Here is a 25,779-nt window from a genome sequence, read left to right as displayed (position 1 = left end):
CGCCGTGTGTCGCCTGGTATCGATGCCCCGAAATGGACAGGGATTCGTGCGGGGTCAAGAGGGTTCACCCAAAATAACGACGAGAGGAGGTGATGCAACTCATGCAAGATTGCATCGCATCTGCAATCTGGAATGGGTGCCTGCTCGCTTCCTCACGGCCGCGGGGTCGCCATCGCCGGTGCTCATTCGCTTGCCGTGAGAGACACGAGTCCTCCGGCGTGGCGATCGAGCCGCCCAGCGAGATCGAGCTCTAGGAGAAGAAGGTAGACCTGTGCCGGCGAAAGCCCGGTGTGCCTGACGATGTCGTCGGTTTCGACCGGCGTCGGACCAAGCGCATTGATGATGGCCGCACGGTCGCTGTCATTGGTCGCGGCAGGGGTGCTCGGTTGCGCATGCCCCTCCGGTTCCCTGACACTTGGCAAGCGTAGCTCGAACTGGCTGAGCGGCGCCAATGCTTCAAGGACATCGTCCGATGACGTCGTGACGATCGCGCCCTGCTTCAAAAGGTCGTTCGTGCCATGGCACCGGGGATCGAGTGGGGATCCCGGAACGGCAAAGACCAGCCGGCCGAAATCGGCGGCATAACGCGCGGTGATCAACGAGCCGGAGCGATTGGCCGCCTCGACGACGGTCACGCCGAGGCTGACGCCGGCAATCAGCCGGTTGCGCCGCGGGAAATCGCGTGCACGTGGCTCCCAGCCAAAGGGCATTTCGCTGATCGCCAGACCCCGGCCAGCGGTGATCTCATCCAGCAAGCCGATGTTTTCGGGCGGGTAGGGCCGATCCAAGCCGCCGGCAAGCGCGGCGATCGTGCCGGTTTCGAGGCTTGCGCGATGGGCGGCGGTATCGATGCCGCGCGCGAGACCCGAGGTGACGACATAGCCGGCGCGACCGGCATCGCGGGCAATCATCGCCGCGAACTTGGCGCCGCTGGCCGACGCGTTGCGCGAGCCGACAATGCCGAGCGACGGGCGGGTTGCTGCTTTGAGATCGCCCTTCATCGCGAGGAGAGGGGGAGCGCCGTCGATCTGCCGAAGCGCTGAAGGATAACCTGGCTCGCCGATGCCGACAAAGACCGCGCCGCAGCGTCGCGCCGCTTCCAGTTCCCGTTCGGCCTCGCTTACCGTTGCCACGCGATAGGCCTGTTTGGTCCCTCCGCGCCGGGATAGTTCTGGAAGCGCGTCGAGCGCGTTTTCCGCGGTGCCGAAGTGGTTGATCAGGTCCCTGAAGGCGATGGGGCCGACATTGTCGCTGCGGATCAGCCGCAGCCAGGATATTTTCTGTCGTTCAGTCAGCGCCACTCCGGTTCGTCCTGCGCTGTCCTCAGACATTATCCCTTGTCCCCGATCTTGCTTTCCGTGCCGGCGATCAGCCGTTGAATATTGGCGCGATGCTTCACCCAGCTAATGATGGTCATTGCCGCGAAGAGCAGGGCGACCTTTTCGTTCCCTACCGCGTAAAGTAGTACCGGAATGATAGCCGTTGCAACCAGGGCGGACAATGAGGAGTAACGGCTGATTTTCGCCATGGCGAGCCAGATCACCGCAAAGGCAAGCACCATGGCGGGAACGAGGCCGAGCAGGACGCCGATATAGGTGGCAACACCCTTGCCGCCCTTGAAGCCGAGCCAGACCGGATAGAGGTGGCCGATGAAGGCGGCGAAGCCGGCGGCGATCCCCGCTTCCACGCCCCAGTAGGAGGCGATGAAGGCCGCGGCGGTGCCCTTCAGGGCATCCAGAAGCAATGTTGCTGCCGCAAGTTTCCTGTTGCCGGTTCTCAGCACATTGGTCGCGCCGATGTTGCCCGAGCCGATCTTTCTGACGTCGCCCAGCCCGGCCATGCGGGTCAGGATCAGTCCGAATGGGATCGAGCCGAGCAGATAACCGAAGCCCAGGCTCAACAACGTCAAGGGCAGCCCAAGCTGCCAGGAAAATAGATCCACCGGTTCCCCTCCCGCGCGACCGCTTTGGGCTTATGCGGAATGCACAAGCTTGCCGGCAACATAGGTTTGCACAACCCGGCCGGTAAAGCGTGCATTTTCAAACGGCGTGTTCTTGGAGCGCGAGACGATGGCTTCCTTGTAGAGCACCCACGGCTCGTCGAGGTCGAGGACCGCGATATCGGCCTTGGCGCCCGGCCTCAGCGTGCCGGCGTTAAGACCGAAGATCGCCGCCGGGCGGGTCGACATGGCATCGATCAGGCGCATCAATGGAACTTGGCCGCTGTGGTACAGCCGAAGAGCGGCCGCTGCCAGCGTTTCAAGGCCGATCGCACCGTCGGCAGCGTCGGCAAACGGCAGGCGTTTGGTGTCGACGTCCTGCGGGTCATGCGAGGAGACGATGATGTCGATCGTGCCGTCGGCCAGCGCCTCGGCCATGGCCACCCGGTCGTCTTCGCTGCGAAGGGGCGGCGAAAGCTTGAAGAAGGTGCGGTACTCGCCGATGTCGTTTTCGTTGAGCGCCAGATTGTTGATCGAGATGCCGCAGGTGACGTTGGCGCCGCGCTGGCGTGCTGCACGAATGGCCTCAGCCGATTCGGGAACCGAGATTTGGGCGGCGTGGTAGGCGGCCTTCGTCAGGCCGGCGATGCGCAGGTCGCGCTCGAGCGGGATGATCTCCGATTCGCGCGGGATCCCGGCAAGGCCGAGCCAGCTTGCGAGCAGGCCTTCGTGCATGACGCCGTTGGCGCCGAGATACTTGTCGCGGGTCTCAAGAGAGATGACGGCGCCGAATTCGCGCGCATAGGTCATGGCGCGGCGCAGAACCAGCGTGTCGTGGATCGACCGTCGGCCATTGGTGAAGCAGACGGCGCCGGCTTCGCGCAGCAGGCCGAATTCGGTCATCTCTTCCCCGGCCAGTCCCTTGGTCAGGGCCGCGGCAGGATGGACATTGACGAGGGCCTTGTCGCGCGCCGTCTTCTTTACGTACTCGACCAGCGCGATATCGTCGATCACAGGATCCGTGTCGGGCATCGCAATGAAGGTGGTGACGCCACCGACCGCTGCTGCGCGCGACGCGGATTCGAAGGTTTCGCGATGTTCGCTGCCCGGTTCGCCGACGAACACGCGGGCATCGACGAGGCCGGGAACGGCGGTCAGGCCATCGCAGTCCTTGACGAAGGCGCCATCGGGCGCGCCCTGGTTCTGTGCATCCGCGCCGGCGGCCAGGATGCGGCCGTCGTTTCCGACGATGACAGTGCCGACCTCGTCAAGGCTGCGCGAGGGATCGACGATGCGGAGGTTCTTCAGAACGAGTGGTCTGGTCATAGGCGCGGCCCCTGGTTCTGCGAGAGAAGCAGCGTTTCCATCACCGCCATGCGTACGGCAACGCCCATCTCGACCTGCTGTTCGATCACGCTCTGCGGGCCGTCGGCGATTTCCGAGGCGATCTCGACGCCGCGGTTCATCGGCCCGGGGTGCATGACGAGCGCATCGTCCTTGGCCGCCTTCAGCTTCTGCGCATCGAGTCCGTAGTAGTGGAAGTATTCGCGCACCGAAGGCACGAAAGAGCCGGCCATGCGCTCGCGCTGGAGGCGCAGCATCATGACGACATCCGCATCCTTCAGGCCCTCGGCCATCGAGTGATAGACCTCGACGCCCATTTCGGCGATCCCCGAGGGAAGCAACGTCGCCGGAGCGACGACGCGCACGCGGGCGCCCATCTGGTTCAGGAGCAGGATGTTGGAGCGCGCCACGCGCGAGTGCAGCACGTCGCCGCAGATCGCCACGATGATGCGCGAGAGCTTACCCTTGGCGCGGCGGATCGTCAGCGCGTCGAGCAGGGCCTGGGTTGGGTGCTCGTGCTGACCGTCGCCGGCATTGACGACGGAGCAGGAGACCTTCTGCGCCAGGAGTGCGGCAGCACCCGCCGAGGAATGGCGCACCACCAGCACGTCCGGGTGCATGGCGTTCAGCGTCATCGCCGTATCGATCAGCGTTTCGCCCTTTTTCACCGAGGAGTTGCCGACCGACATGTTCATGACGTCGGCGCCAAGCCGCTTTCCGGCGAGCTCGAAGGACGATTGCGTGCGGGTCGAAGCCTCGAAGAAGAGGTTGATCTGCGTCAGCCCCCGCAGCGTGGAGGTCTTTTTCTCTCTTTGACGGGAGATTTGGACGGCTTCATCGGCGCGATCGAGCAGATAGGTTATATCCTGCTCCGTGAGCCCCTTGATGCCGAGCAGGTGGCGATGCGGGAAAGTGATCATGGGCCGCCCTTGCGCTCTGGAAATGTGGTCGCTCTATAAGACTTGGCCCCCGGTACGGCAAGGCTTGGGCGTCATCGTCCGCAGAAAACTTGCAACGGCCATCCTATCTTTTTCGCGCCCCGTTCCGTGGTCGAGAAACTTGCGCTAGAACCGGCCCATGAATCAGATGAACCGGACTGAACAGAAACTCGCCGAGCTGAACCAGCCCAAGCCCTGGTCCGGTGTCAACGCCTATCGCTCCGATCCGCTCGTGGTGGACATCACCTCGTCGATGAGCAAGACGCTGCGCGACGAATTCGATGTGCTCGGCCGTTACGTCACCTCGCCCGAAGCGCAGGAACTGGCGCGTATGGCGAATGAAGGTCCGCCGAAGCTGAAGACGCATGGCCCGCGCGGCGAGCGTCTCGATGTCGTCGAGTTCCACCCGGCCTGGCATGCGCTGATGCGCCGCTCAATGTCGTCGGGCCTGCATGCGTCGGCCTGGGAAAACCTGGCCGACGAGCGCAACCAGTCGCACAAGACACGCGCCATCCGCTTCTATCTGACGGCGCAGCTGGAATGCGGCCATCTCTGCCCGCTGACGATGACGAGCGCGTCGCTTGCCGCGATCACCGCGTCTCCGGCGGTGCAGAAGGAATGGGCGCCGAAGATCCTGTCACGCAAATACGACTCGACGAACCGTCCCTGGATGCAGAAGTCGGCCGTCACCGTCGGTATGGGCATGACCGAGAAGCAGGGCGGTACCGATGTCCGCGCCAATACCTCGACGGCCGAGCGTGTAGGCGAGGGCATCTATCGGTTGAATGGCCACAAGTGGTTCATGTCGGCACCGATGAGCGACGCCTTCGTCATGCTGGCGCAGACCCGCGAGGGCCTTGCCTGTTTCCTCGTGCCGCGTCTTCTGGAAGACGGCAGCGCCAACGGCCTGCGCTTCCAGCGGTTGAAGGACAAGCTCGGCAACCGCTCCAACGCTTCGTCGGAGGTCGAGTTCTCCGACACGTTCGGTTTCATCCTCGGCGCTCCGGACGCCGGCATCCGGACGATCCTCGACATGGTCACGCTGACGCGCCTCGACTGCGCGTTGGCATCCGCAGGCATGATGCGTGCCTCGCTTGCCGAAGCCGTGCACCACACCCGCGGCCGCAAGGTCTTCGGCAAGCCGCTCGTGAGCCAGCCGATGATGACGCGCGTGCTTGCCGACATGGCGCTCGATGTGGCGGCGGCAAGCGCCCTTTCGTTCCGTCTGGCTGAAGCGTTCGACAAGGCCCGCAACAGCCCTGAAGACGCGGCCTATGCGCGGATCATGACGCCTGTTGCCAAGTACTGGGCCTGCAAGATCGCCCCGGCACTGATTTACGAGGCGATGGAGTGCCTTGGCGGCAACGGCTATGTGGAAGAGCGCGCGCTGGCGCGCCATTACCGCGAAGCACCTGTCAACGCTATCTGGGAAGGGTCCGGCAACGTCATGGCGCTGGACGTGCTGCGCGTACTCGCCAAGGGCAAGGACCTCTTCGAGCAGCTCTTCGTCGTTTTGGCGCGCGATCTCGGACCAGCCGGCCGCAAGACGATCGACGTGTTGCGCGCCGCCATGTCGCTCTGCGAACGGGACGAGGGTGCTGCGCGCATGCTGGTCGAGCAATTGGCGCTCGCCGCCGCCGCCGCCGAACTCTATCGTCTCGGTGCCGGCCGCATCGCCGACGCTTTCCTCGAATCGCGACTGGCTGCCGGATGGCGCTCGACCTACGGCATGCTCGATTCGCGCTTCGATTCCGCCTACATCCTCGATCTTCTCTATCCCCCTGCGGCGTAGGCCGTCGGCCCCCTGCGACGTACGTCGTCAGGTCCCGGCGGCGTATGCCGTCAGCCGCTGCGACGTACGTCGTCAGTCCGCTGCCATGTACGTCGTCAGATCCCTGCGACGTAGGTCGTCAGGTAAAGGACGAGTGGTATCGTGAAGAACGAGACGACCGTTTGCACGGTTGCGACCGCCGCATAGAGTTCGGCGTCGCCATCCATCTGCTTGGCCAGCAGATAGCCGTTCATCGCCGTCGGCACGGCCGCGCCAAGCGCGATGACCAGCAGGGCGTCCCCCCGAATGCCGAGCAGATAGCTCGCGCTCACCATGAAGACCGGCATGACGATCAACTTGAGGAAGACCGCGAGCAGCGCCGTCGCGCTCGGCTTCAGCGCATCGGAAGCGCGCAAACCTGCCCCGACCATCACCAGCCCGAGGCTGAGCGAGGCGCTTGCCAGCATCTCGATCGTGGTCATCACGGGGCCGTAGATCTTAAGTCCGACCAGGTTGACGAGAATGCCGAGCACCGAGGCGACGATCAGCGGATTGGTGGCGATCTTTGCGAAGAAGCGCCTGAAGTCACGATTGCCCCCGCCGAACCAGACCAGCACGCCGATATTGTAGAGATTGATGGGGATGATCACGAGCGTCATCACCAGCGCGGTCAGCGTCAGGCCGATCGGTCCATAGAGTTTTTGCGCGATCGCCAGCGCCATGAAGCCGTTCCAGCGTGTTGCGGTCTGGAAGACTGAGGTGAACGAGGCGCCGGACACGTGCCGGTCTCGCAGCACTGGCCAGAGGAGCAGCACGAAGGCCGACATCAGGCTGACGCTGCCGATCGTCGCGATGGCCGTCGCGTCGGCTTTCAACCCGGCAAAGTCTGCCTGGGCAAGCGTCGAGAACAGCAGGGCAGGGAACAGGATGAAGTAGCCGAACTGCTCGAGCCCGAGCCAAAGGCTCTGGTCGACGAATGTCGAGCGTTTGAGCCAGACGCCGAGCAGAACCAGCAGGAAGATCGGAAGGATGCTTTCAAAGACGACGGTCATGGAGGAGGACCTGCGAGGGGGAGGGATACCGCTACCCGAATTTTGCAGAGACCGGAATGGGCTTGCAGCTTTGTGGTGAATGATCGGGCGCAACCGCAAGCGTGAGCGCAAGAAAACCTAGCTTGTGAAAATTAACCTTAACAAATGGTTTACGTTGCACGCCTTGCCTGTAGGCGCGAAATTGACCAGGAATTTCAACAGATCCGGAGTGGAGCGGTTCGGTGAGAACTGGTCTTTTGATCATCATGATGATGTTTTTCGCCGGACTGGCGCTGGATATTGCGGTCCCAACGATGGTCCTGCTTGCCTTGTTGCTGGCAGACCGCGCCATATATCCGCTAGTCTACCGCCGCATCTCGGAAAGGGGAGCCGCATGAAGTGGTTTCTGATCCTTTGGGCCTGCCCGGTCATGTTCCTCACGTCGTGGTATGGTCTCTCCTACTACGACATGAGCTTCGGCTTCTTCATGCTGACGCGGCAGACCCATGATCTCGTGTTCCAGGTCTACGGCCATGTCCTCGGCATTCCGCCAGAGACGATCCCGCCCCTCGTCGCGCGTGCGATCGTCTTCGATAGTTTTGTGGTTTTTGCCATTATCGGCTTTCGCAAGCGCCGTGAGATCGCAGCCTGGTATCGCCGTCGTTTCGGTGCCGGCGTAGCTCAGTCCGAAAGGCCGTCCCTCGCGAGCGAAGCCAGCCTGTCGAGCGCGCCCTGAAGAATGAAGGAGGCGGCGGCCGAATCGATGCGTTCGGCCCGCTTCCGTCGCGACACATCCATTTCGATCAGCACACGCTCGGCCGCAACGGTCGAAAGCCTTTCATCCCAGAAGATGAAAGGCAGCGGCGTCTTTTGCTCCATGTTGCGCACGAAGGCGCGGGTCGCCTGACAACGCGGTCCCTCGCTGCCGTCCATGTTGACGGGCAGGCCGATGACGAAGGCTGCGATCTTTTCTTTTCCTGCCACTGACAGCAGCGCTTCCGCGTCCACCCCGAACTTGATCCGGCGGATCACCTCTCGGGGTGTTGCGAACCTGCGGCCGAGATCGGAGACCGAAAGGCCGATCGTCTTGGTGCCGAGGTCGAGCCCGGCGATCGCCTGGTTCTGTTGAAGCTGGGATGCCAGCTCTTCGATGGTGAGAATTGCCATGTCGGTGTCGATTCGATCTTTGCGCGGAGGGCTGTCTGTTCCATATGCTGTTCCGACACGCAAATCATCAGGGAGATCGTCATGAAGATCAAATGGCTCGGTCATGCCGCCTTTCACATCGAAACGGCAAAGTCCAAAATCCTCATCGACCCCTTCTTCACCGGCAATCCCGCCTTCCGGGACGAGGATCGCAGGGACGCGACCGCCGGGCTCACCCACATCCTCCTGACCCATGGTCATGGCGACCATGTCGGCGATACGATTGCGATCGCCAAGGAGACCGGTGCGACCGTGGTCGCCAATGCCGATCTCGCCGCCTGGCTCGGGCGGCATGGCGTCAAGGCGCTCGAAATGGGAAATACCGGCGGCACCATCAACCTCGGCGCGTTTTCAACGACCTTCGTCAACGCGCTCCATTCCTCGGCGCAGCTCACCGAGGACGGCGTTTCCCATTCGCTCGGCAATGCCAATGGCCTGGTGCTGCATTTCGAGGACGAGCCGACGCTCTACCACATGGGTGACACGGACATCTTTTCCGACATGGCGCTGATCAACGAATTGCACCAGCCGGAAATCGGCATCGTGCCGATCGGCGACCGTTTCACCATGGGCGGCGCGGTGGCGGCACTCGCCTGCCAGCGCTTTTTCAAGTTCTCGACGGCGATCCCCTGCCATTACGGCTCGTTCCCGATCATCGACCAGACCCCCGCGACCTTCGTTGCCGGCATGGAAAGTGCATCCACCAAGGTGGAGACACCTTACGTCGGCGTCGTCGTCGAGGTCTGATGTTGCGCCGGGCCTTTTGACGAGAGGTCCGGTACTCCGGCAATTCCCCCGTTGCGTGGCTCGCCGTGCGCCATTATAGCGGGGGAAGTTCCAGTTACCGGAGACGATCATGTCCGTAGACCTTGCCACCGTGAAGCGCGTTGCGCGCCTTGCCCGTATCGCCGTCAGCGAAGAGGAAGCCGAGCGGATGATGGGCGAGCTCAATGGCATCCTCGGTTTTGTCGAACAGCTCTCCGAAGTTAATGTCGATGGCGTCGAGCCGATGACCTCGGTCACGCCGATGGAGATGAAGAAGCGGACGGACATCGTGTCGGACGGCAACAAGGCCGACGATATCGTTGCCAATGCACCGAATTCCGATCGCAATTTCTTCCTCGTTCCGAAGGTGGTCGAATAACCAGACCCCCTGCCGCCCCGACGTTCCCGATTGCGAAAGCCCGATTTCATCATGACCGACCTTATCAGCCTCACGATTGCCGAAGCCCGCGCGAAACTCGCCGCCAAGGAAATCACCGCCGTCGAACTGACGGATGCCTACATCGGCGCGATCGATGCCGCCAATGAGGCGATCAATGCCTACATCGCCGTAACGCCGGACAAGGCGCGCGAGATGGCGAAAGCCTCGGACGCGCGTATCGCCGCCGGCAAGGCCGGTGCGCTTGAAGGCATCCCGCTCGGCATCAAGGATCTCTTCGGCACCGAAGGCGTGCACACACAGGCCTGCAGCCATATCCTCGACGGTTTCGCGCCGCGCTACGAATCGACCGTGACCCAGAACCTCTGGAACGACGGCGCCGTCATGCTCGGCAAGCTGAACATGGACGAATTCGCCATGGGCTCGTCGAACGAGACCTCCTACTACGGTGCCGTGAAGAACCCGTGGCGCGCCAAGGGCTCCAATCTCGACCTCGTTCCGGGCGGCTCGTCCGGCGGTTCGGCTGCAGCCGTCGCTGCGCATCTCTGCGCCGGTGCCACGGCGACCGATACCGGCGGTTCCATCCGCCAGCCGGCCGCCTTTACCGGCACCGTCGGCATCAAGCCGACCTATGGCCGCTGCTCGCGCTGGGGCGTCGTCGCCTTCGCCTCGTCGCTCGATCAGGCCGGCCCGATCGCCCGTGACGTGCGCGATGCTGCGATCCTCTTGAAGTCGATGGCAAGCGTCGACACCAAGGATACGACCTCGGTCGATCTGCCGGTGCCGGATTACGAAGCTTCCATCGGCAAGTCGGTCAAGGGCATGAAGATCGGCATTCCCCGGGAATACCGCGTCGACGGCATGCCGGAAGAGATCGAGGCGCTCTGGCAGCAGGGCATCGCCTGGCTGAAGGACGCCGGCGCCGAGATCGTCGACATCACCCTGCCGCACACGAAGTATGCGCTGCCGGCCTATTACATCGTCGCTCCGGCCGAGGCTTCCTCGAACCTCGCCCGCTATGACGGCGTGCGCTACGGCCTGCGCGTCGACGGCAAGGACATCGTCGACATGTACGAGAAGACCCGCGCCGCCGGTTTCGGCCAGGAGGTCAAGCGCCGCATCATGATCGGCACCTACGTGCTTTCGGCCGGTTATTACGACGCCTATTATCTGCAGGCGCAGAAGGTCCGTACGCTGATCAAGCGCGACTTCGAACTGGCCTTCCACGCCGGCGTCGATGCCATCCTGACGCCCGCTACACCGTCCTCCGCCTTCGGTATCGCCGACGAGGACCTGGCGTCCGATCCGGTCAAGATGTACCTGAACGACATCTTCACGGTAACGGTCAACATGGCTGGTCTTCCCGGCATTGCCGTTCCCGGCGGCCTCGACCACAAGGGTCTGCCGCTTGGCCTCCAACTGATCGGCAAGCCGTTTGAGGAAGAGACGCTGTTCAAGACGGCGCATATCATCGAACAGGCCGCCGGTCGCTTCACGCCCACCAAGTGGTGGTAAGGCTTTGATGGCGGTGCCGGACAGGCGCCGCCACTGTTTCTGAAGGCGATCAGTCACTCTTGTCGCGGAAGGAGCCCGCGTCATGCCCGCCATCCGTCATGCCCGCGCCGGCGATGTCGACCGGCTGACGGCGATCGGTCTCGCCGCTTGGCAATCCGCCATTGCCGGTCTTGCCGATGGTGAGATAATGCGGCGTGTGGCAGAAGCCTCGTTTTTCCGTTTTCTTTCCGATCACTGGTTGTCTGTTTTGCTGATCGAAGCCGAAGGCGGCATTCGCGGTTGGGCGGCGCGAGAGGACTTCGACAACGCGATATCCGACCTGTGGATCGAGCCGGCAGTCCAGGGCAGGGGGCTCGGTGCTTTGCTCCTCGGCGAGATCGAGCGTTGCATCGTTGCGGACGGGTTCGATGTCGCCACCACCAAGACCCATGCGCGCAACGACCGAGCCGTGACCTTTTCCGCAACCGCGGCTACGGCGTGAGTTGGCTTTCCACCGCCTACGCCCCGCAACTCGACAGTGATGTCGAGTTTATCGGTCTGAGCAAAGTCCTCACCGAGCAAGACTAGAACCGCCGACCCTGCGCATATCCGTGCACGGCTGCCACCCGGAAATGCGCAGCTTCCGGTATTGATGCAAGGTGAGGCTTCTCGTCGCTTCACCTTGCGTGAAGCGCCGGCGATACCGGACATCGTTCGATGTCCGTTATCGCCGTTTCAGCCGCTCAGCGGTTGTTGAATTCGGAGCGCACGAGCTGCAAACCGCGTTCCGTGATGCGATAGGGATTTCCGCCGGAAGACGATATCGCCTTCTTGCGCTTCAGTTTGCGGAAGAGCTCCAGGTCGAAGCCGGGGTAGACCCAGCCGTCACGGGTGAAGCAGCGGATCTCGGTGATCGCCTTGCTTTCGCGGATGATTTCGATGCGGCCGCCCTGGGCCAAATGATGAAGAATGCGCTGTTCTGCGCGCGAGATGTCCATTGTCTGAATGTTCCGGAAAAGCGTTCGGAAGAACGCAGGAAAACGTTCCGCAAATCACTGGGAAAGCGGGGTGACGTTTCCGGCCCGTGCGCGCAATCAAAGGAAGATTGCGGGGACGGGCCCTTACCGGGACTCAGGCGAATACGAGAACATCAAAACTCCAGAAAGACGGTGCTTTCCTAAAAGACGTTCGCGAGCGCGTCAAGATGCCCCTGCAACGCCAGGGTGCCGAACGCCGCGGCTGCCACCTGAAAGACGATGATGAGCGCCAGCCGGGTTCTGAATGGTTCCTTGCGTGTCTTGTGGCGAAATATGTGCCGGGCAGCCATCGCCCCCGGACTTCCGCCGAGAAAAGCAATCGTCAACAGCGTCTGTTCGCTGATGCGCCAACGGCCCGCGCGCGCCGCCCGTTTGTCAAACCAGAACAGCCCGAAGCTTAAGATGTTGATGTAGGCTGCGTACAAGGCGAGTGCGGTGGCGGTGGACATCGGCAAATCTTGGCGCAAGGGTGCTAAACGATGGTTAAGCGGCGCTCCCAACGCGCGGCTGTCCGGAGATGCGGCCGCATGCTGCCGAACAACTTGCACCGGCGGACCAATTGTTCTACCGAGAAACCAAGAATTCAGGCTTCAAAGAAGAGCATGATATGAGCATTGTCGACGTCCGCACCCCCGATCCGAAACGCTTCATCCCCGGCGCCACCGGCGACTGGGAAGTCATCATCGGCATGGAAGTCCATGCCCAGGTGCTTTCCAATTCGAAGCTGTTCTCGGGTGCCTCGACGGAGTTCGGCAATGCGCCGAATGCCAACGTTTCGCTGGTCGACGCCGCCATGCCCGGCATGCTGCCCGTCATCAACGAGGAATGCGTGAAGCAGGCGGTGCGCACCGGTCTCGGCCTCAAGGCCGCAATCAACAAGCGCTCGATCTTCGACCGCAAGAACTATTTCTATCCGGACCTGCCGCAGGGCTATCAGATCTCCCAGTTCAAGGATCCGATCGTCGGCGAGGGCAAGATCATGATTTCGATCGGCCCTGATCGCCAGGGCCAGTTCGAGGACGTCGAGGTCGGCATCGAGCGGCTGCATCTCGAGCAGGATGCCGGCAAGTCGATGCACGACCAGCATCCGTCCATGTCCTATGTCGACCTCAACCGTTCGGGCGTGGCGCTGATGGAGATCGTCTCCAAGCCGGACATGCGTTCGTCGGATGAGGCCAAAGCCTATATGACGAAGCTGCGCTCGATCGTGCGCTACCTCGGCACCTGCGACGGCAACATGGACGAAGGTTCCATGCGCGCCGACGTCAACGTTTCCGTGCGCCGTCCGGGCGAGGGCTTCGGCACCCGTTGCGAGATCAAGAACGTCAACTCAATCCGCTTCATCGGCCAGGCAATCGAGTACGAGGCGCGCCGCCAGATCGGCATCCTCGAAGATGGTGGCTCTATCGATCAGGAAACCCGCCTGTTCGATCCGAACAAGGGCGAGACCCGTTCGATGCGCTCCAAGGAAGACGCGCACGACTACCGTTACTTCCCGGACCCGGACCTGTTGCCGCTGGAGTTCGACGATGCTTTCGTTGAAGCGTTGAAGGCCGATCTGCCGGAATTGCCCGACGACAAGAAGGACCGGTTCGTTCGAGACCTCGGCCTTTCGGTCTACGATGCCTCGGTGCTCGTTTCCGAAAAGTCGATCGCGGACTACTTCGAGGCTGTAGCCGAAGGACGCGATGGCAAGATCGCCGCGAACTGGGTCATCAACGACCTGCTCGGCGCCTTGAACAAAGCCGGCAAAGCCATTGAAGAGACTCCCGTTTCCCCGGCTCAGCTCGGCGGCATCATCGATCTCATCAAGGCCGAGACCATCTCGGGCAAGATCGCGAAGGACCTCTTCGAGATCATCTGGAACGAAGGTGGCGACCCGGCCGAGATCGTCGAAGCCCGCGGCATGAAGCAGGTGACGGACACCGGCGCCATCGAAAAGGCAGTGGACGAGATCATCGCCGCCAACCCGGACCAGGTCGCCAAGGTCCAGGCCAAGCCCTCGCTTGCCGGCTGGTTCGTCGGTCAGGTGATGAAGGCGACGGGCGGCAAGGCCAACCCGCAGGCCGTGCAGGCCCTCGTGAAGGCCAAGCTCGGCATCGAGGAATAAGCGATGTTCTTCGTGCGGACGGCCAGCGAGCGTGATCTCGAAAAGGTTCGCGCCCTGCTGGTCGAGACGTGGCATGCGACCTACGACACCTTCTACGGCGTCGAGAAGGTCAACGAACTGACGGAGCGCTGGCATTCGCTGCCGGCGCTGAAAGCGCGGGTCGCGCGCAAGAACGCCGAGTTCCTGGTCGCAGATGACGGTCGCCAGATCGGCGGCATGGGTTTTGCGGCCATGTCCGACACGCAAGCCAAGACTGCCGTGCTGCATCAGCTCTATGTGCTGCCGAAGTTCCAGCGGCAGGGCATCGGCCGCGACATCTTCGCCGAGCTCGAAACCTGCTTCCCGGATGCCGAGCGCATGCGCGTCGAAGTCGAGCCGCAGAACCTGCACGCGCTTGCCTTCTATCGAACGCATGGCTTCGCCGAGGTCGGTGAGACGGCCAACCATGGTGACGAGCAATCCGGTCTGCCGGCGATCATCCTGGAAAAGCGGCTTCTCGGCTAAGTGCAAGTCCTGGCAGCTCCCTGTGGATAACTTCATCGGGGGCGGCTCTGTCATGAAACCTTTGCACTGCAGTGCTTGGTCCGCCGTCGATGAACGAAGCGAGCCGAGGGAACCATGGACGCGATAGCCGAACTCTTGATCCGCAAGGCCGAGCGCGAAGATCTGTCCGCCATCGTGGCACTCTTTGCCGATGATCAGCTCGGTGGTCATGGCGATACGACCGCTCCGGAAGCCTTCGGAGACTACGTCGCCGCCTTCGAACAAATCGAAGCCTCGTCGCTGCAGACACTCTTTGTCGCGGTTCTTGCCCGGGAGATCGTCGGTACCTTTCAGACGGCGCTGCATACGTCGCTTTCCGGTCGCGGCAGCTCGAGCCTGATCGTCGAAGCGGTTCAGACGCGCGAGGATATGCGTGGCCGTGGGATCGGCGAACGCATGATGCGCCACGCGATCGCCGAGGCTCGCGACCGAGGAGCGAAGAAGGTCCGGCTGACGTCCAATGCTGTGCGCACCGACGCGCACCGTTTCTACGAGCGGCTCGGCTTCACGCGCAGTCACTTCGGCTTCCTCATGCCGTTGAAATGACGGCCTTTGCCTCGGAATCACTGGACAAGCCATGAGCGGCGGGGCATAAGCGGGAACATAGTTTTGGTATCTGGCCGCCTTCCCAACGGCCGGTCAAGGACGGCATCCATGAAGCTCCTGCTGCAGATTTTCACCTGGTGGAACGAACAGACGATCGGAACGCGCTTTCACACCTGGCGCCATGGTCAACGGGTCGGTCAAGACGAACTCGGCAATGTCTACTATCAGGGCGGCAAGGACTCAGAAGGCCGCACCCGCCGCTGGGTGATCTACAATGGCTATGCCGAAGCCTCCGCCATTCCGGCCGGCTGGCACGGCTGGATGCATCACCGAACCGACGTCTCGCCGGCCGATGAGAAATACACGCCGCGCGAATGGCAGAAGCCGCATCGCGCGAACCCGACCGGTACGGCCAGCGCCTACCGCCCGCAGGGCTCGATTGCAGCCACCGGCAAGCGTCCGCGCGTGACCGGCGACTACGACGCCTGGACGCCTGGCTCCTGAATAATCTGTTCTCAGAGACGACGACGGGCCGCGGAATAGGTTCCTCGATCACGGCGCGGCCACAATTGATGGTTAGCGCCTGAAATCCATCGACGATGAACAGGGCACGCGGGAGACAGGCGACAATGGCAGGTTCTGATCTGCGCAAAGCAATCGGCCAAGGAGCACGGCGGTTGGGCTTGTCCCTGCTTGCCGGTTTGCCGCTGATCGCCTCGGCGGGAGCCGTTGACGCGGCGCGCCTCTCCAATGCCGTCGCTGTCTTCTCCGGCATCGACAAGATCACCGGCCGCATCACCACCTTCGACGTCTATATTGGCGAGACGGTCCAGTTCGGCGCCCTCCAGGTGACGCCGCGCGTCTGCTACAGCCGCGATGATACCGAAGCGCAAAAGATCACGACCTTTGTCGAGGTCGAGGAGATCACGCTCGACCGCAAGATCCGCCGCATCTTTACAGGCTGGATGTTTGCCGATAGCCCGGGCCTGAACGCTGTGGAGCATCCGGTCTATGACGTCTGGCTGCAGTCCTGCAAGGCGACGTCCGATCTGCCGCCACCGGATACCGCGGCGAAGCAGTAATTCGCTGAGGCTGCCGGACATAAGAGCGGCAGCCTAACCCGTAATCGATCTACCTCATCACCTTGGCGCTATGCGCTTGGCGGTTCCTTGCGGCCCAACAGGCCCTTGAAGAAACGCATAGCCGCAGCACCTGCAATCACGACCAGCACGCCGCCCTTTTTCAGAAAGGCCAGCGCGACGGCAAGCAAGCCGGCCTTGGCGGCGACCTTGGCGCCGGCGCCGGCTGCAATAAGGCCCGCCATTCCATAGGCCGCGACAGCATCGCCCTCCTTGAAGTCCGCGTAGGCCTGCCCGGCGTCGAACTGCACCATGCCCGTAACACCCGGCAGTCCCGACTTGATTTCGTCGAGCTGCTCCAGCCCCGAAACGAAGTTCATCTGCAGCACGCCTTCGCGGCTGAGGATGCGAACAGAATAGTTCAGGGTATGGGGCGCGTTTGGATCCTTGCCGAAGATCAGGTCGCGTGCCCAATGCATCGTGTGCGTTTCCAGATCGTAATGGGGAGGGGAGGCCCAGCCGACCAGCGTGATCGGATCGTAGCCCTGCTTCTCGCGCTCGATGTTGTTTTCGGCAGACGCTTCCTTCAGCTGTGCCAGCAGTTCGGTAAAATCGGTGGTCAGCGCATCCGCATCCGAGACGTAACCGTCCTTCAGGTAATCGATGACCGATCCCCAGGCTTTGTCGGCGTCAGGCGCATACTTGGCGGGAAACACCATGCCGAGATGACCCTCGGCAGAGCCCGGAGGATTGCCCCACAGGTCGACAAGGACCTTCTTTGTGTCGGCAGGATCCAGGAAATAGAACTCCGCTGGAATATCGAGCTGCGCCTGGGCTGCGGGCAGCGAGACCTTGCCCTGCTTGAAATCAAGCGACCCGACGATGGCCGAGTACTCAGGCGACAGGTTCGGTTCGCTGCCGAACATCTCGCGATATGTCTTTGCTTCCGCAATCGCGCTGGAAGCCATGAAAACCGACAATGCCAATATAAACTTGTTCATCCATGTGCCCTCGAAAACGGTTGAACTGTGGATGAACATGTGAGCGAAGTACATCTCCAGGTGGAGATATCCAACGAAGAGTATCCCGCTCTCAAGTGGAATCACTGGAAGCGGGAAGACGCTCTAGAAGGAAAGGTCTGGCGAGTTCATCGCGTTGCCGAGCATGATCTCGTACTCGGCCTTCGGCACATCGACCGCACCGAAAGATTTCAGATGCTCGGTCGTGAATTGGGTGTCCAGCAGCTCAAAGCCTCGGGCACGCAGGCGCTGCACCAGATGCACAAGGCAGATCTTTGAGGCGTCGGTGCGCCTTGAAAACATGCTTTCGCCGAAAAATGCCGAGCCGAGCGAGACACCGTAGAGGCCGCCGACCAACAGGTCGTCCTCCCAGGCCTCGACGCTGTGGGCGTAACCCATCGTGTGCAGCGTTGCGTAGAGGGTGCGGATCTTGTTGTTGATCCAGGTCGTCGGGCGGTCAGGGGCCGGGGCGGCGCAGCCTTCCATCACTGCTTCGAAGGCGGTGTTGAAGCGGATGTCGAAGGGTTTTCGGCGGATCGTCTTGGCGAGGCTGCGGGAGACGTGAAAGTCCGTGAGCGGGATAACGCCGCGAATTTCGGGCTCGACCCAGAAAAGCTCGGGGTCATCGGCCGAATCGGCCATAGGGAACAGGCCGATCGAATAGGCGCGCAGCAGCATGTCCGGTGTAATGTCGGGCTGCTTGCTGCGCGTCCCTTTCAATGTACGGTCCTTACTCGGACGTGGCGGCCAGATGCTTTTCCAGCCAATGGATATCGTAGTCGCCGTTGGCAATATCCTGATTATTGATCAGGTCCTGGAACAACGGAAGCGTGGTCTTGATGCCATCGATGACAAATTCATCAAGCACACGGCGCAGACGCATCATACATTCGACGCGGGTACGCCCGTGCACGATCAGCTTGCCGATCAGGCTGTCGTAGTACGGCGGGATGCGGTAGCCCTGATAGGCGCCCGAATCGACACGTACGCCAAGACCGCCCGGAGCATGGAAATGCGTGATCGTGCCCGGGGAGGGGACGAAGGTGCGCGGGTCCTCGGCGTTGATGCGGCACTCGATGGCGTGTCCGGAGAACACGATGTCTTCCTGCTTGACCGAGAGGCCGCCGCCGGAGGCGACGCGGATCTGCTCGTGCACGAGGTCGATGCCGGTGATCGCTTCGGTGATCGGATGCTCGACCTGAAGACGGGTGTTCATTTCGATGAAATAGAACTCGCCGTTTTCGTAGAGGAATTCGATCGTGCCGGCGCCGCGGTACTTCAGCTTCTTCATCGCGTCGGCGCAGACCTGGCCGATCTTCATGCGCTGGTCGACGTTGAGGGCTGGGGAGTTTGCTTCTTCCCAAACCTTCTGGTGACGACGCTGCAGCGAGCAATCGCGTTCGCCGAGGTGCACCGCGTTGCCGGCACCATCGCCAACGATCTGGATCTCGATGTGGCGCGGCTTGCCGAGGTACTTTTCCATGTAGACGGCGTCGTTGCCGAAGGCAGCAAGCGCCTCGGCGCGGGCAGTCGAGACGGCTTCTTCGAGGTCAGCCTCGGAGCGAGCGACCTTCATGCCGCGGCCACCGCCGCCGGCTGTTGCCTTGATCAGCACCGGGAAGCCGATCTTGCGGGCGACTTCAAGCGCGTTTTCCGGCTTCACTTCGCCATCGGAACCCGGAACGACCGGGATGCCAAGCTCCTGCGCCGTCTTCTTGGCGGTGATCTTGTCGCCCATGATGCGGATGTGCTCCGCCGTCGGGCCGATGAAGGTGATGTCGTGCGCTTCCAGGATTTCGGCGAACTTGGCGTTTTCCGACAGGAAGCCGTAGCCCGGGTGCACGGCATCGGCGCCGGTGATTTCGCAGGCAGCGACGATCTGGTGAATGTTCAGATAGCTATCGCGCGAAGGCGGCGGGCCGATGCAGACGCTCTCGTCGGCGAGGCGCACATGCATGGCGTCAGCGTCGGCCGTGGAATGAACGGCAACCGTAGCAATGCCGAGCTCCTTGCAGGCTCTGAGCACGCGAAGGGCGATTTCGCCGCGATTGGCAATGAGAATTTTCGAGATCATCGCCACGCCGCCTTATTCGATTACGATCAGCGGTTCGCCATATTCGACGGGGGCTGCGTCCTGGACGAAGATCTCGGTGACCTTGCCCGAGCGCGGAGCCGGGATCTGGTTCATCGTCTTCATGGCTTCGATGATCAGGATCGTCTGGCCTTCCTTGACGGTGGCGCCGACTTCAACGAAGGGGCGGGCGCCCGGTGCCGGAGACAGATAGGCGGTGCCGACCATCGGTGCGGTCACGGCGTTCTTCGATGCGCGGGCGCTCTCGGCGGCGGGAGCGGCGACAGCGTTTGCAGGGGCAACCGCTGCGGCTGCGGCAGGGAACTGGTAGGCCGGCATCTGCGGCATGGCCATCGGCATTGCAACCGGCGTGCCGTTGCGCGAGACGCGAATGCGCAAGTCGTCCTGCTCGACTTCGATCTCGGTCAGATCGGTGTCCTTGAGAATGTTGGCGAGATCGCGGATCAGCGCCTGGTCGATACCTGGTTTCTTGTCAGCCATGGAATATGAGCCTCTTGTGTTCTTTTTATTTCGACGGATGTGTCAGGTTCTTTAGCGCATGCAGCGCAAGAATGTAACTCTGGGCACCGAAGCCGCAGATGACGCCTTTGACAGCCGGCGCGATCATCGACTTGTGACGGAATTCCTCGCGCGCATGGATGTTCGAGAGGTGGAGTTCGACGACTGGAATGCCGATGGCGCGGATGGCGTCGTGAAGTGCGATCGACGTATGGCCGTATGCCGCCGGATTGATCGCCACGCCGGCGGCGACGTTGCCGGCTTCATGCAGCCAGTCGACCAGCGTGCCCTCATGGTTCGATTGGCGGAAATCGACCTCGAAACCGAGCGTCTTGCCCTCCGCCTTGCACATGGCCTCGATATCGGCGAGCGTCTGGCCGCCATAAATACCCGGTTCGCGCTTGCCCAGCGCATTCAGGTTGGGGCCGTTCAGCACGAAAATGGTCGATGGCATAAGGGATTCCGGTCCGGTGATGGAGGGTTACCTATAGACTGATGGTCCCGCGAGGAAAAGCCCTTTGGGCCCCCGCGGGATTTGTCCACAGTCATGGGAAGGTTTGTCAGCAGGCCGTCTTGCCGCATTCGCGCATATTGGAGACCTTGCCCTCGATCTCTTCGGCGCCGACGGCACCAAAGACCGCTTCGTTACCGATGACATAGGACGGTGTGCCGGTGATGCCGAGGTCGTTGGCAAGCCCATAGGCCTCGCGCACGGCCGCATCATGCGGCTCCTTTTCCATCTTGGCGCGCAGGTCCTTCTCCGAGACGCCAAGCTTTGCGGCAACCGCAATTGCGGTCTCTTCCGTGGCACGATCTTCGCCGCCGAGCAGCGCACGATGGAAGTCGCCGTACTTTTCCGGAGCGACCAGGCGGAACGCGGCGCTCACCTTATGGGCGGCAAGCGAATCCGGACCGAGGATCGGCAGTTCCTTCAGCACGAAACGGACGTTCTTATCCTTGGCGAGGATGTCATCCATGTCGGAGAGGGCGCGTTTGCAATAGCCGCAATTGTAGTCATAGAACTCGACGATGGTGACGTCGCCCTTGGGATTGCCAAGGACCATGTCATAGTCGGAGTTGAAGATCGCCTTCTTGTTCTCGGTGATCGCGCTCTCAGCCGCTTCCTGCTGTTTGGCGCGCTGTTTCGTCGTCAGCGCCTCCTGGACTTCAAGCATGATCTCCGGATTGGCGATCAGGTACTCCTTGATGAACGCGCCGATCTCTTCCTTCTGCTTCGCGTCGAGCGCAAACGCGCTTTGCGGCAGGCTGACCCCGGCCACGAGCGCTGCGAGCGTCCCGGCGGCAATCATCTTGGTGCTGAAATTCATTTCTACCTCGTTGTCCTTGCGTGTCCTGTGTGTCGTTCATCCCCCGTCGTCACGTCAACCGGCAGTTCTGAAAGACAACAGGAATCCTCGTATCCGCAATATGCTGGCAGCATAGGGTGGGTGCCGCGGAAACGAAACGGCAAAATCGGCAGAAATACGGCACTCGCGGACTTGTGAAGGTCAATTTCATCGGGCAAAGGGGCTGGATAACAGCCGCTTATCGAGGATTTTCCGTTGGTAGACTTGTCAAAACGCAGCGCCGTCGAACCTTTTCACGCGATGGATGTGCTGGCGGAGGCGACCCGCCGCCGTGATGCCGGCCACCCGGTGATCTCGATGGCAGTCGGGCAGCCTGCCCACCCGGCGCCGCAGGCCGCTCTCGAAGCTGCGCGCAACGCACTCCAACATGGGCGCCTTGGCTATACCGACGCACTCGGCACGCTATCGCTGCGAACCGCGATCGCCCGCCACTACGAGAAGCGCCACGGTATCGCGCTCGATCCGCAGCGGGTGGCCGTCACCACGGGATCGTCCGCCGGCTTCAATCTCGCCTTCCTTGCGCTGTTTGATCCTGGCGACTGCGTCGCCATCGCGCGGCCCGGCTATCCGGCCTACCGCAACATCCTCGCCGCTCTCGGGCTGACGGTGGTCGAGGTCGAGGCGAATGCCGAGACCGGCTTCACACTGACGCCGGAAAGCCTGAAGCGGGCCGCTGCAAAGGTCGGCCGACCGCTGAAGGGTGTGTTGCTGGCAAGCCCGGCGAACCCGACCGGCACCGTGACGGGGAGGGCCGGCCTCAAGGCGCTGGCCGACTATTGCCGCGCGGAAAAGATCGCGTTCATCTCCGACGAGATCTATCACGGGCTGACTTTTGCCGGCGAAGAGGCGAGCGCGCTGGAGGTTACCGACGAAGTGATCGTCATCAACTCCTTCTCGAAATATTACTGCATGACCGGCTGGCGCATCGGTTGGATGGTGTTGCCCGCCGATAAGGTGCGGGGCTTCGAGCGCATCGCCCAGAGCCTTTACATTTCGCCGCCGGAACTGTCGCAGATCGCCGCTGAAGCGGCGCTTGACGCGCATGAGGAACTCGACCGCTACAAGGCCGCCTATGCCGTCAATCGGGACATGCTGCTGAAGCGCCTGCCGGAGATCGGCTTCTCGATCGCCTCGCCGATGGACGGTGCCTTCTATGCCTATGCGGATGTCAGCCGCTTTACCAATGACAGCATGGCCTTTGCCCGGCGGATGCTCGCCGAGATCAATGTCGCGGCAACGCCGGGTTTCGACTTCGATCCGTTGGAAGGGCATCGCACGATGCGCTTTTCCTATGCCGGCGCGGAGGCTGACATGGTCGAGGCAATGGACCGGATCGCGCGCTGGCTTGCCTGATTGCCCGACTGGACGGGCAGGGGAGCGAAGACGCCCCGTCTGCTGTGGCCATCACCCGTAAAAGAAAAGGCCCGGAGCGATCCGGGCCTTTTTATTTGTGCTCTTTCGCGTCCAACGCTTCGGCGTCAGGATCCCGGTTCGGCTTCGAGCCGGGACCAGAGGCGACTTCTTAGAAGAAGCCGCGGCGCTGCCACCAGCCGCCCTTCTTGGGCTTGGTCGGGTCTTCTTCTTCGCCTTCGGCCTTCGGAGAGCTCGAGGTCACGACAGGCTCCGAGGCGATCTTCGAAAGGTCGCGGTTCGCGCGCGCCGGCTTGGTTTCCGCGAGGTCGGCCGCAGCCTCTTCCACCGCCTCGGCGGCGACATCGACGCCTGCCGGCTGGTCTTCGATAACCGCCTGAGCGACTTCATCGACGGTTGCGACCGGTTCTTCGGCTTTTACAGCCTTCTTGCGGGTCCGCTTCGGCTTGGCCGGCTTGGCCTCGACGGCCTCGGCTTCCGCGACGACTGCCGCGGTTTCCTCGACGGCGACGGCTACTTCGATCTCTGCGGCGACGGCCGGCGTGTCAACGGCTTCCGGCTCGTCGGCGTCATCACCTTCGGCATCGGCCTCGATCTGGCCTTCGCCTTCACCTTCGCCCTCCGGACGATTGCGGCGGCCACCGCGCTTGCCGCGGCGGCGGCGCTTGCGCTTCTGCTCGCCGTCAGCGGTTGTGGCCTCGGCATCGACGCCCTCGTCGTCCGCATCACCTTCGTCGGCGTCGTCATCGACATCGCCTGCCGCTTCGGACGCCTGGCCGACGGCACCTTCGGCCTGCTGGCCACCCTTGCCGCGACGGCGGCGACGGCGCTTGCGCTTGCGTCCACTCTGGTCGTCGGAGGACTGGGCAGCCTTCGGCTGCTCCTGGCGCGGCTCGCTGACGACTTCTTCGGCTTCTTCTTCGTCGAGATCCTCTTCGATCACGACGTCATCTTCTTCCGGCTCCGGCTGGAAGTGCAGGAGCTGCTCGATCTTGACCGGGTTTTCGACCGGTTCGCCGCGATCGATTGCGAAGTGCTGTGCGCCGACATGAGCGTCCGCCTCGATGATGATCGAAACGCCGAAGCGGGCCTCGTAATCCATGATCGTGCCGCGCTTCTGGTTCAGCAGATAGAGCGCGATATCCGGGATGGTGCGCACGGTGATGTCGTGCGTGGTGTTCTTGAGCAGATGTTCTTCGACGCCGCGCAGCACGTGCAGGGCGACGGAGGACTGCGAGCGAACGTGGCCCGTGCCGTTGCAGTGCGGGCAGGTCTGCATCGTCGATTCGAGCACCGAGGCGCGAATGCGCTGACGCGACATTTCGAGCAGGCCGAAATGCGAGATGCGGCCGACCTGGATGCGGGCGCGATCGTTCTTCAGGCAGTCCTTCAGCTTCTTCTCGACGGCGCGGTTGTTGCGCTTTTCTTCCATGTCGATGAAGTCGATGACGACGAGGCCGGCAAGGTCGCGCAGGCGCAGCTGGCGCGCCACTTCTTCGGCAGCCTCCAGGTTCGTCTGCAGCGCCGTGTCTTCGATCGAGTGCTCGCGCGTCGAACGACCGGAGTTGACGTCGATCGAAACCAGCGCTTCGGTCTGATTGATGATGATGTAGCCACCGGACTTCAATGTCACCTGCGGCTGCAGCATGCGGTCGAGCTGCGCTTCGATACCGGAGCGCGAGAAGATCGGATGTACGTCGCGATAGGGCTGAACCACCTTGGCGTGGCTCGGCATCAGCATCTTCATGAAGCCCTTGGCTTCCTTGTAACCTTCCTCGCCGGAAACGATGATCTCGCCGATATCCTTGTTGTAGAGATCGCGGATCGAGCGCTTGATCAGGCTGCCTTCCTCATAGACGAGGCAGGGGGCCGTGGAGTTCAGCGTCAGCGTGCGGACGTTTTCCCACAGGCGCATCAGGTATTCGAAGTCGCGCTTGATCTCGACCTTGGTTCGGTTCGCACCCGCGGTGCGCAGGATGACGCCCATGCCCTGCGGCACTTCGAGGCCGCGCGCGATTTCCTTCAGGCGCTTGCGGTCCTGCAGGTTGGTGATCTTGCGGGAGATGCCGCCGCCGCGTGCCGTGTTCGGCATCAGGACAGAGTAGCGGCCGGCCAGCGACAGGTAGGTCGTCAGCGCCGCGCCCTTATTGCCGCGCTCTTCCTTGGCAACCTGGACGAGCAGGATCTGGCGCCGCTTGATGACTTCCTGGATGCGGTACTGCTTGCGCGGCTTGCGGACCTGGCGATCCGGAACCTCTTCCATGGCATCTTCGGCGCCGACGGATTCGATGATTTCCTTTTCGCCATCGTGGCTGTCGTCATCATCATCGTCGTCGTCATGGCGACGACGGCTGTCGACGTCTTCGGAGATCGCGTCGGTATCGACCATCGCGGCCATTTCGCCGCCGTTGCTTTCGTCGCCATCGACGGAAGCGGCAGCCGCTTCTTCCGCAGCCTTGGCCTTGGTTTTGCGGGTGCGCTTCGGCTTTGCCTTGGGCTTTTCGACCGGCACTTCCTCTTCGACCACCGGTTCGGCGGTGACGGCTTCTGCCGGCTGCGCCTCGACTTCGGTCTCCGCTACGACCTCGAGGTCGACGGGAACGGAAAGTTCGCTCGCCGGCGCCGGGGCGGTTTCGACATGTTCGATGTCGTCGTCGCGTCGCGCTTCTTCGGCTTCGGCCTTCAGCAGTGCCTGACGGTCGGCAAGCGGAATCTGGTAGTAGTCGGGGTGAATTTCGGCAAAGGCCAGAAATCCGTGGCGGTTACCGCCGTAGTCGACGAAGGCGGCCTGCAGCGAAGGCTCCACTCTGGTGACCTTCGCCAGATAGATATTGCCGCGGATTTGCTTCTTATGTTCCGACTCGAAGTCGAACTCTTCTATGCGGTTTCCGCGTACGACAACGACGCGCGTCTCCTCGGAGTGAGACGCATCGATAAGCATTTTCTCTGCCATCTAAGCTGTGCTCCTCGGCGCACCAGCGGAACGGGAGACAGACCTGCTTCCTTGGGAAGACTGCCAAACACGTCGGAAGGTGCGCCGGATATGAAAGTTCCTGTTTGGTGCAGGCGATGGTGCAGCAGCCAGACGACAGCCGGAACACCTGTGTCCCGGGGCCGCTCTACTTCTGACCGATACTGCTGAGTCAACATCAATGACCAAACAAGAATGCCAATGTCCAAGGTCTCATGAAGACCCAATGAATTCGCCCGCTTGCGGGCGTTGGTGAAAAAT

At 62.1% G+C, this 25,779-nt stretch carries 28 protein-coding genes; 12 read left to right on the top strand and 16 right to left on the bottom strand.

Annotation, left to right across the window (positions count from 1 at the left end):
• Positions 1-182: 182 nt before the first annotated feature.
• Genes dprA through ACTJKE_RS09975 form a run of 4 tightly spaced genes read right to left on the bottom strand, consistent with a single transcriptional unit; the run spans position 183 to position 4,203 of the window.
• Positions 183-1,331: a DNA-processing protein DprA gene (dprA, locus tag ACTJKE_RS09990; protein WP_057252285.1), complete on the bottom strand. Its 1,149-nt coding sequence runs from the start codon at positions 1,329-1,331 to the stop codon at positions 183-185.
• Positions 1,331-1,942 carry a glycerol-3-phosphate 1-O-acyltransferase PlsY gene (gene plsY, locus ACTJKE_RS09985; RefSeq protein ID WP_057252284.1) on the bottom strand — a complete coding sequence of 204 codons (612 nt, stop codon included), beginning with the start codon at positions 1,940-1,942 and terminating at the stop codon, positions 1,331-1,333. The genes dprA and plsY overlap by 1 nt, the downstream gene beginning before the upstream one ends.
• Before the next feature lie 30 nt (positions 1,943-1,972).
• Positions 1,973-3,265 (bottom strand): dihydroorotase, encoded by a 1,293-nt coding sequence (locus ACTJKE_RS09980; RefSeq protein ID WP_057252283.1) that lies wholly within the window; start codon positions 3,263-3,265, stop codon positions 1,973-1,975.
• Entirely contained in the window at positions 3,262-4,203 is a 942-nt protein-coding gene (locus ACTJKE_RS09975; RefSeq protein WP_057252282.1) for an aspartate carbamoyltransferase catalytic subunit, read from the bottom strand. Before ACTJKE_RS09975 ends, ACTJKE_RS09980 begins: the two co-directional genes overlap by 4 nt.
• 157 nt (positions 4,204-4,360) lie before the next feature.
• Here ACTJKE_RS09975 and ACTJKE_RS09970 point away from each other — a divergent pair, with 157 nt between their 5' ends.
• Positions 4,361-6,013, top strand: coding sequence for an acyl-CoA dehydrogenase family protein (locus ACTJKE_RS09970; RefSeq protein WP_057252281.1), 1,653 nt, complete (start codon positions 4,361-4,363; stop codon positions 6,011-6,013).
• Between the two features lie 95 nt (positions 6,014-6,108).
• Here ACTJKE_RS09970 and ACTJKE_RS09965 read toward each other — a convergent pair whose 3' ends face one another.
• Both ACTJKE_RS09965 and ACTJKE_RS09960 read right to left on the bottom strand, forming a co-directional pair.
• Positions 6,109-7,044 carry an AEC family transporter gene (locus ACTJKE_RS09965; protein ID WP_093232273.1) on the bottom strand — a complete coding sequence of 312 codons (936 nt, stop codon included), beginning with the start codon at positions 7,042-7,044 and terminating at the stop codon, positions 6,109-6,111.
• A 31-nt stretch (positions 7,045-7,075) separates the two neighbouring features.
• Positions 7,076-7,291, bottom strand: a complete 216-nt coding sequence (locus ACTJKE_RS09960; protein ID WP_156414687.1) for a hypothetical protein — start codon at positions 7,289-7,291, stop codon at positions 7,076-7,078.
• A gap of 126 nt (positions 7,292-7,417) precedes the next feature.
• On the opposite strand from ACTJKE_RS09960, the gene ACTJKE_RS09955 reads away from it, so the two are divergent.
• Positions 7,418-7,759 (top strand): DUF6105 family protein, encoded by a 342-nt coding sequence (locus tag ACTJKE_RS09955; protein ID WP_057252279.1) that lies wholly within the window; start codon positions 7,418-7,420, stop codon positions 7,757-7,759.
• On the opposite strand, the gene ruvX is transcribed toward ACTJKE_RS09955, so the two are convergent.
• Complete coding sequence (gene ruvX, locus ACTJKE_RS09950) at positions 7,705-8,190, bottom strand: Holliday junction resolvase RuvX (protein ID WP_057252278.1); 486 nt, start codon at positions 8,188-8,190, stop codon at positions 7,705-7,707. The genes ACTJKE_RS09955 and ruvX overlap by 55 nt on opposite strands.
• Before the next feature lie 81 nt (positions 8,191-8,271).
• Here ruvX and ACTJKE_RS09945 point away from each other — a divergent pair, with 81 nt between their 5' ends.
• The 4 genes from ACTJKE_RS09945 (at position 8,272) to ACTJKE_RS09930 (ending at position 11,387) form a co-directional block, all read left to right on the top strand.
• Positions 8,272-8,976: a metal-dependent hydrolase gene (locus ACTJKE_RS09945; RefSeq protein ID WP_057252277.1), complete on the top strand. Its 705-nt coding sequence runs from the start codon at positions 8,272-8,274 to the stop codon at positions 8,974-8,976.
• A gap of 109 nt (positions 8,977-9,085) precedes the next feature.
• Positions 9,086-9,373: an Asp-tRNA(Asn)/Glu-tRNA(Gln) amidotransferase subunit GatC gene (gatC, locus tag ACTJKE_RS09940; protein WP_057252276.1), complete on the top strand. Its 288-nt coding sequence runs from the start codon at positions 9,086-9,088 to the stop codon at positions 9,371-9,373.
• Between the two features lie 51 nt (positions 9,374-9,424).
• The gene (gene gatA / locus ACTJKE_RS09935; protein ID WP_057252275.1) at positions 9,425-10,906 is read left to right on the top strand and encodes an Asp-tRNA(Asn)/Glu-tRNA(Gln) amidotransferase subunit GatA; all 1,482 of its coding nucleotides are present in this window, start codon (positions 9,425-9,427) and stop codon (positions 10,904-10,906) included.
• A gap of 82 nt (positions 10,907-10,988) precedes the next feature.
• Entirely contained in the window at positions 10,989-11,387 is a 399-nt protein-coding gene (locus ACTJKE_RS09930; protein ID WP_425986854.1) for a GNAT family N-acetyltransferase, read from the top strand.
• A 241-nt stretch (positions 11,388-11,628) separates the two neighbouring features.
• On the opposite strand, the gene ACTJKE_RS09925 is transcribed toward ACTJKE_RS09930, so the two are convergent.
• A complete protein-coding gene (locus ACTJKE_RS09925; RefSeq protein ID WP_057252273.1) occupies positions 11,629-11,883 on the bottom strand; it encodes a YjhX family toxin in 255 nt (84 codons plus the stop codon).
• A 179-nt stretch (positions 11,884-12,062) separates the two neighbouring features.
• A complete protein-coding gene (locus ACTJKE_RS09920) occupies positions 12,063-12,371 on the bottom strand; it encodes a DUF1294 domain-containing protein (RefSeq protein WP_112995485.1) in 309 nt (102 codons plus the stop codon).
• A gap of 158 nt (positions 12,372-12,529) precedes the next feature.
• Between ACTJKE_RS09920 and gatB the strand changes: the two genes are divergently transcribed.
• The 5 genes from gatB to ACTJKE_RS09895 all read left to right on the top strand — a co-directional run bounded on the left by gatB (position 12,530) and on the right by ACTJKE_RS09895 (position 16,203).
• Positions 12,530-14,032: an Asp-tRNA(Asn)/Glu-tRNA(Gln) amidotransferase subunit GatB gene (gene gatB, locus ACTJKE_RS09915; RefSeq protein WP_057252865.1), complete on the top strand. Its 1,503-nt coding sequence runs from the start codon at positions 12,530-12,532 to the stop codon at positions 14,030-14,032.
• A gap of 3 nt (positions 14,033-14,035) precedes the next feature.
• On the top strand, positions 14,036-14,536 hold the full coding sequence (locus ACTJKE_RS09910; protein WP_057252271.1) for a GNAT family N-acetyltransferase: 501 nt from the start codon (positions 14,036-14,038) through the stop codon (positions 14,534-14,536).
• 114 nt (positions 14,537-14,650) lie between these two features.
• Positions 14,651-15,121, top strand: a complete 471-nt coding sequence (locus tag ACTJKE_RS09905; protein ID WP_093232281.1) for a GNAT family N-acetyltransferase — start codon at positions 14,651-14,653, stop codon at positions 15,119-15,121.
• Positions 15,122-15,229: 108 nt separating this feature from the next.
• Complete coding sequence (locus ACTJKE_RS09900; RefSeq protein WP_057252270.1) at positions 15,230-15,625, top strand: NADH:ubiquinone oxidoreductase subunit NDUFA12; 396 nt, start codon at positions 15,230-15,232, stop codon at positions 15,623-15,625.
• 125 nt (positions 15,626-15,750) lie between these two features.
• Complete coding sequence (locus ACTJKE_RS09895) at positions 15,751-16,203, top strand: DUF2155 domain-containing protein (protein WP_057252269.1); 453 nt, start codon at positions 15,751-15,753, stop codon at positions 16,201-16,203.
• A gap of 68 nt (positions 16,204-16,271) precedes the next feature.
• Here the strand turns inward: ACTJKE_RS09895 and ACTJKE_RS09890 are convergent, their stop codons facing one another.
• From ACTJKE_RS09890 to ACTJKE_RS09865, 6 genes are all read right to left on the bottom strand, one after another.
• A complete protein-coding gene (locus ACTJKE_RS09890; RefSeq protein ID WP_440636675.1) occupies positions 16,272-17,201 on the bottom strand; it encodes a DUF2167 domain-containing protein in 930 nt (309 codons plus the stop codon).
• A 123-nt stretch (positions 17,202-17,324) separates the two neighbouring features.
• Positions 17,325-17,939: a leucyl/phenylalanyl-tRNA--protein transferase gene (gene aat, locus ACTJKE_RS09885; protein WP_057252268.1), complete on the bottom strand. Its 615-nt coding sequence runs from the start codon at positions 17,937-17,939 to the stop codon at positions 17,325-17,327.
• 10 nt (positions 17,940-17,949) lie between these two features.
• Positions 17,950-19,293, bottom strand: a complete 1,344-nt coding sequence (gene accC, locus ACTJKE_RS09880; RefSeq protein WP_057252267.1) for an acetyl-CoA carboxylase biotin carboxylase subunit — start codon at positions 19,291-19,293, stop codon at positions 17,950-17,952.
• Between the two features lie 12 nt (positions 19,294-19,305).
• Positions 19,306-19,791 (bottom strand): acetyl-CoA carboxylase biotin carboxyl carrier protein, encoded by a 486-nt coding sequence (gene accB / locus ACTJKE_RS09875; protein WP_057252266.1) that lies wholly within the window; start codon positions 19,789-19,791, stop codon positions 19,306-19,308.
• 25 nt (positions 19,792-19,816) lie between these two features.
• Entirely contained in the window at positions 19,817-20,263 is a 447-nt protein-coding gene (aroQ, locus tag ACTJKE_RS09870; protein ID WP_057252265.1) for a type II 3-dehydroquinate dehydratase, read from the bottom strand.
• A 106-nt stretch (positions 20,264-20,369) separates the two neighbouring features.
• Positions 20,370-21,137 (bottom strand): DsbA family protein, encoded by a 768-nt coding sequence (locus tag ACTJKE_RS09865; protein ID WP_057252264.1) that lies wholly within the window; start codon positions 21,135-21,137, stop codon positions 20,370-20,372.
• A 234-nt stretch (positions 21,138-21,371) separates the two neighbouring features.
• On the opposite strand from ACTJKE_RS09865, the gene ACTJKE_RS09860 reads away from it, so the two are divergent.
• Positions 21,372-22,529, top strand: a complete 1,158-nt coding sequence (locus tag ACTJKE_RS09860) for a pyridoxal phosphate-dependent aminotransferase (protein WP_112995483.1) — start codon at positions 21,372-21,374, stop codon at positions 22,527-22,529.
• Positions 22,530-22,698: 169 nt separating this feature from the next.
• Here ACTJKE_RS09860 and ACTJKE_RS09855 read toward each other — a convergent pair whose 3' ends face one another.
• A complete protein-coding gene (locus ACTJKE_RS09855; RefSeq protein WP_057252262.1) occupies positions 22,699-25,500 on the bottom strand; it encodes an Rne/Rng family ribonuclease in 2,802 nt (933 codons plus the stop codon).
• Positions 25,501-25,779: the final 279 nt, after the last annotated feature.

The sequence above is a fragment of the Ensifer sp. 22521 genome (genome assembly GCF_052044795.1).
Taxonomy (GTDB): Bacteria; Pseudomonadota; Alphaproteobacteria; order Rhizobiales; family Rhizobiaceae; genus Ensifer.
This window is presented reverse-complemented; position numbering and strand designations above follow the sequence as displayed.

Bases quoted from the DNA above. Each gene is read 5' to 3' on its own strand.
- dprA (WP_057252285.1), bottom strand. From the start codon at position 1,331: ATGTCTGAGGACAGCGCAGGACGAACCGGAGTGGCGCTGACTGAACGA.
- ACTJKE_RS09980 (WP_057252283.1), bottom strand. From the start codon at position 3,265: ATGACCAGACCACTCGTTCTGAAGAACCTCCGCATCGTCGATCCCTCG.
- ACTJKE_RS09900 (WP_057252270.1), top strand. From the start codon at position 15,230: ATGAAGCTCCTGCTGCAGATTTTCACCTGGTGGAACGAACAGACGATC.
- ACTJKE_RS09960 (WP_156414687.1), bottom strand. From the start codon at position 7,291: ATGATGATCAAAAGACCAGTTCTCACCGAACCGCTCCACTCCGGATCT.
- ruvX (WP_057252278.1), bottom strand. From the start codon at position 8,190: ATGGCAATTCTCACCATCGAAGAGCTGGCATCCCAGCTTCAACAGAAC.
- aroQ (WP_057252265.1), bottom strand. From the start codon at position 20,263: ATGCCATCGACCATTTTCGTGCTGAACGGCCCCAACCTGAATGCGCTG.
- ACTJKE_RS09925 (WP_057252273.1), bottom strand. From the start codon at position 11,883: ATGGACATCTCGCGCGCAGAACAGCGCATTCTTCATCATTTGGCCCAG.
- ACTJKE_RS09930 (WP_425986854.1), top strand. From the start codon at position 10,989: ATGCCCGCCATCCGTCATGCCCGCGCCGGCGATGTCGACCGGCTGACG.
- ACTJKE_RS09975 (WP_057252282.1), bottom strand. From the start codon at position 4,203: ATGATCACTTTCCCGCATCGCCACCTGCTCGGCATCAAGGGGCTCACG.
- ACTJKE_RS09955 (WP_057252279.1), top strand. From the start codon at position 7,418: ATGAAGTGGTTTCTGATCCTTTGGGCCTGCCCGGTCATGTTCCTCACG.
- ACTJKE_RS09865 (WP_057252264.1), bottom strand. From the start codon at position 21,137: ATGAATTTCAGCACCAAGATGATTGCCGCCGGGACGCTCGCAGCGCTC.
- ACTJKE_RS09855 (WP_057252262.1), bottom strand. From the start codon at position 25,500: ATGGCAGAGAAAATGCTTATCGATGCGTCTCACTCCGAGGAGACGCGC.
- gatC (WP_057252276.1), top strand. From the start codon at position 9,086: ATGTCCGTAGACCTTGCCACCGTGAAGCGCGTTGCGCGCCTTGCCCGT.
- gatB (WP_057252865.1), top strand. From the start codon at position 12,530: ATGAGCATTGTCGACGTCCGCACCCCCGATCCGAAACGCTTCATCCCC.
- ACTJKE_RS09890 (WP_440636675.1), bottom strand. From the start codon at position 17,201: ATGAACAAGTTTATATTGGCATTGTCGGTTTTCATGGCTTCCAGCGCG.
- ACTJKE_RS09895 (WP_057252269.1), top strand. From the start codon at position 15,751: ATGGCAGGTTCTGATCTGCGCAAAGCAATCGGCCAAGGAGCACGGCGG.
- ACTJKE_RS09910 (WP_057252271.1), top strand. From the start codon at position 14,036: ATGTTCTTCGTGCGGACGGCCAGCGAGCGTGATCTCGAAAAGGTTCGC.
- ACTJKE_RS09905 (WP_093232281.1), top strand. From the start codon at position 14,651: ATGGACGCGATAGCCGAACTCTTGATCCGCAAGGCCGAGCGCGAAGAT.
- ACTJKE_RS09965 (WP_093232273.1), bottom strand. From the start codon at position 7,044: ATGACCGTCGTCTTTGAAAGCATCCTTCCGATCTTCCTGCTGGTTCTG.
- accB (WP_057252266.1), bottom strand. From the start codon at position 19,791: ATGGCTGACAAGAAACCAGGTATCGACCAGGCGCTGATCCGCGATCTC.
- gatA (WP_057252275.1), top strand. From the start codon at position 9,425: ATGACCGACCTTATCAGCCTCACGATTGCCGAAGCCCGCGCGAAACTC.
- ACTJKE_RS09945 (WP_057252277.1), top strand. From the start codon at position 8,272: ATGAAGATCAAATGGCTCGGTCATGCCGCCTTTCACATCGAAACGGCA.
- ACTJKE_RS09920 (WP_112995485.1), bottom strand. From the start codon at position 12,371: ATGTCCACCGCCACCGCACTCGCCTTGTACGCAGCCTACATCAACATC.
- ACTJKE_RS09970 (WP_057252281.1), top strand. From the start codon at position 4,361: ATGAATCAGATGAACCGGACTGAACAGAAACTCGCCGAGCTGAACCAG.
- accC (WP_057252267.1), bottom strand. From the start codon at position 19,293: ATGATCTCGAAAATTCTCATTGCCAATCGCGGCGAAATCGCCCTTCGC.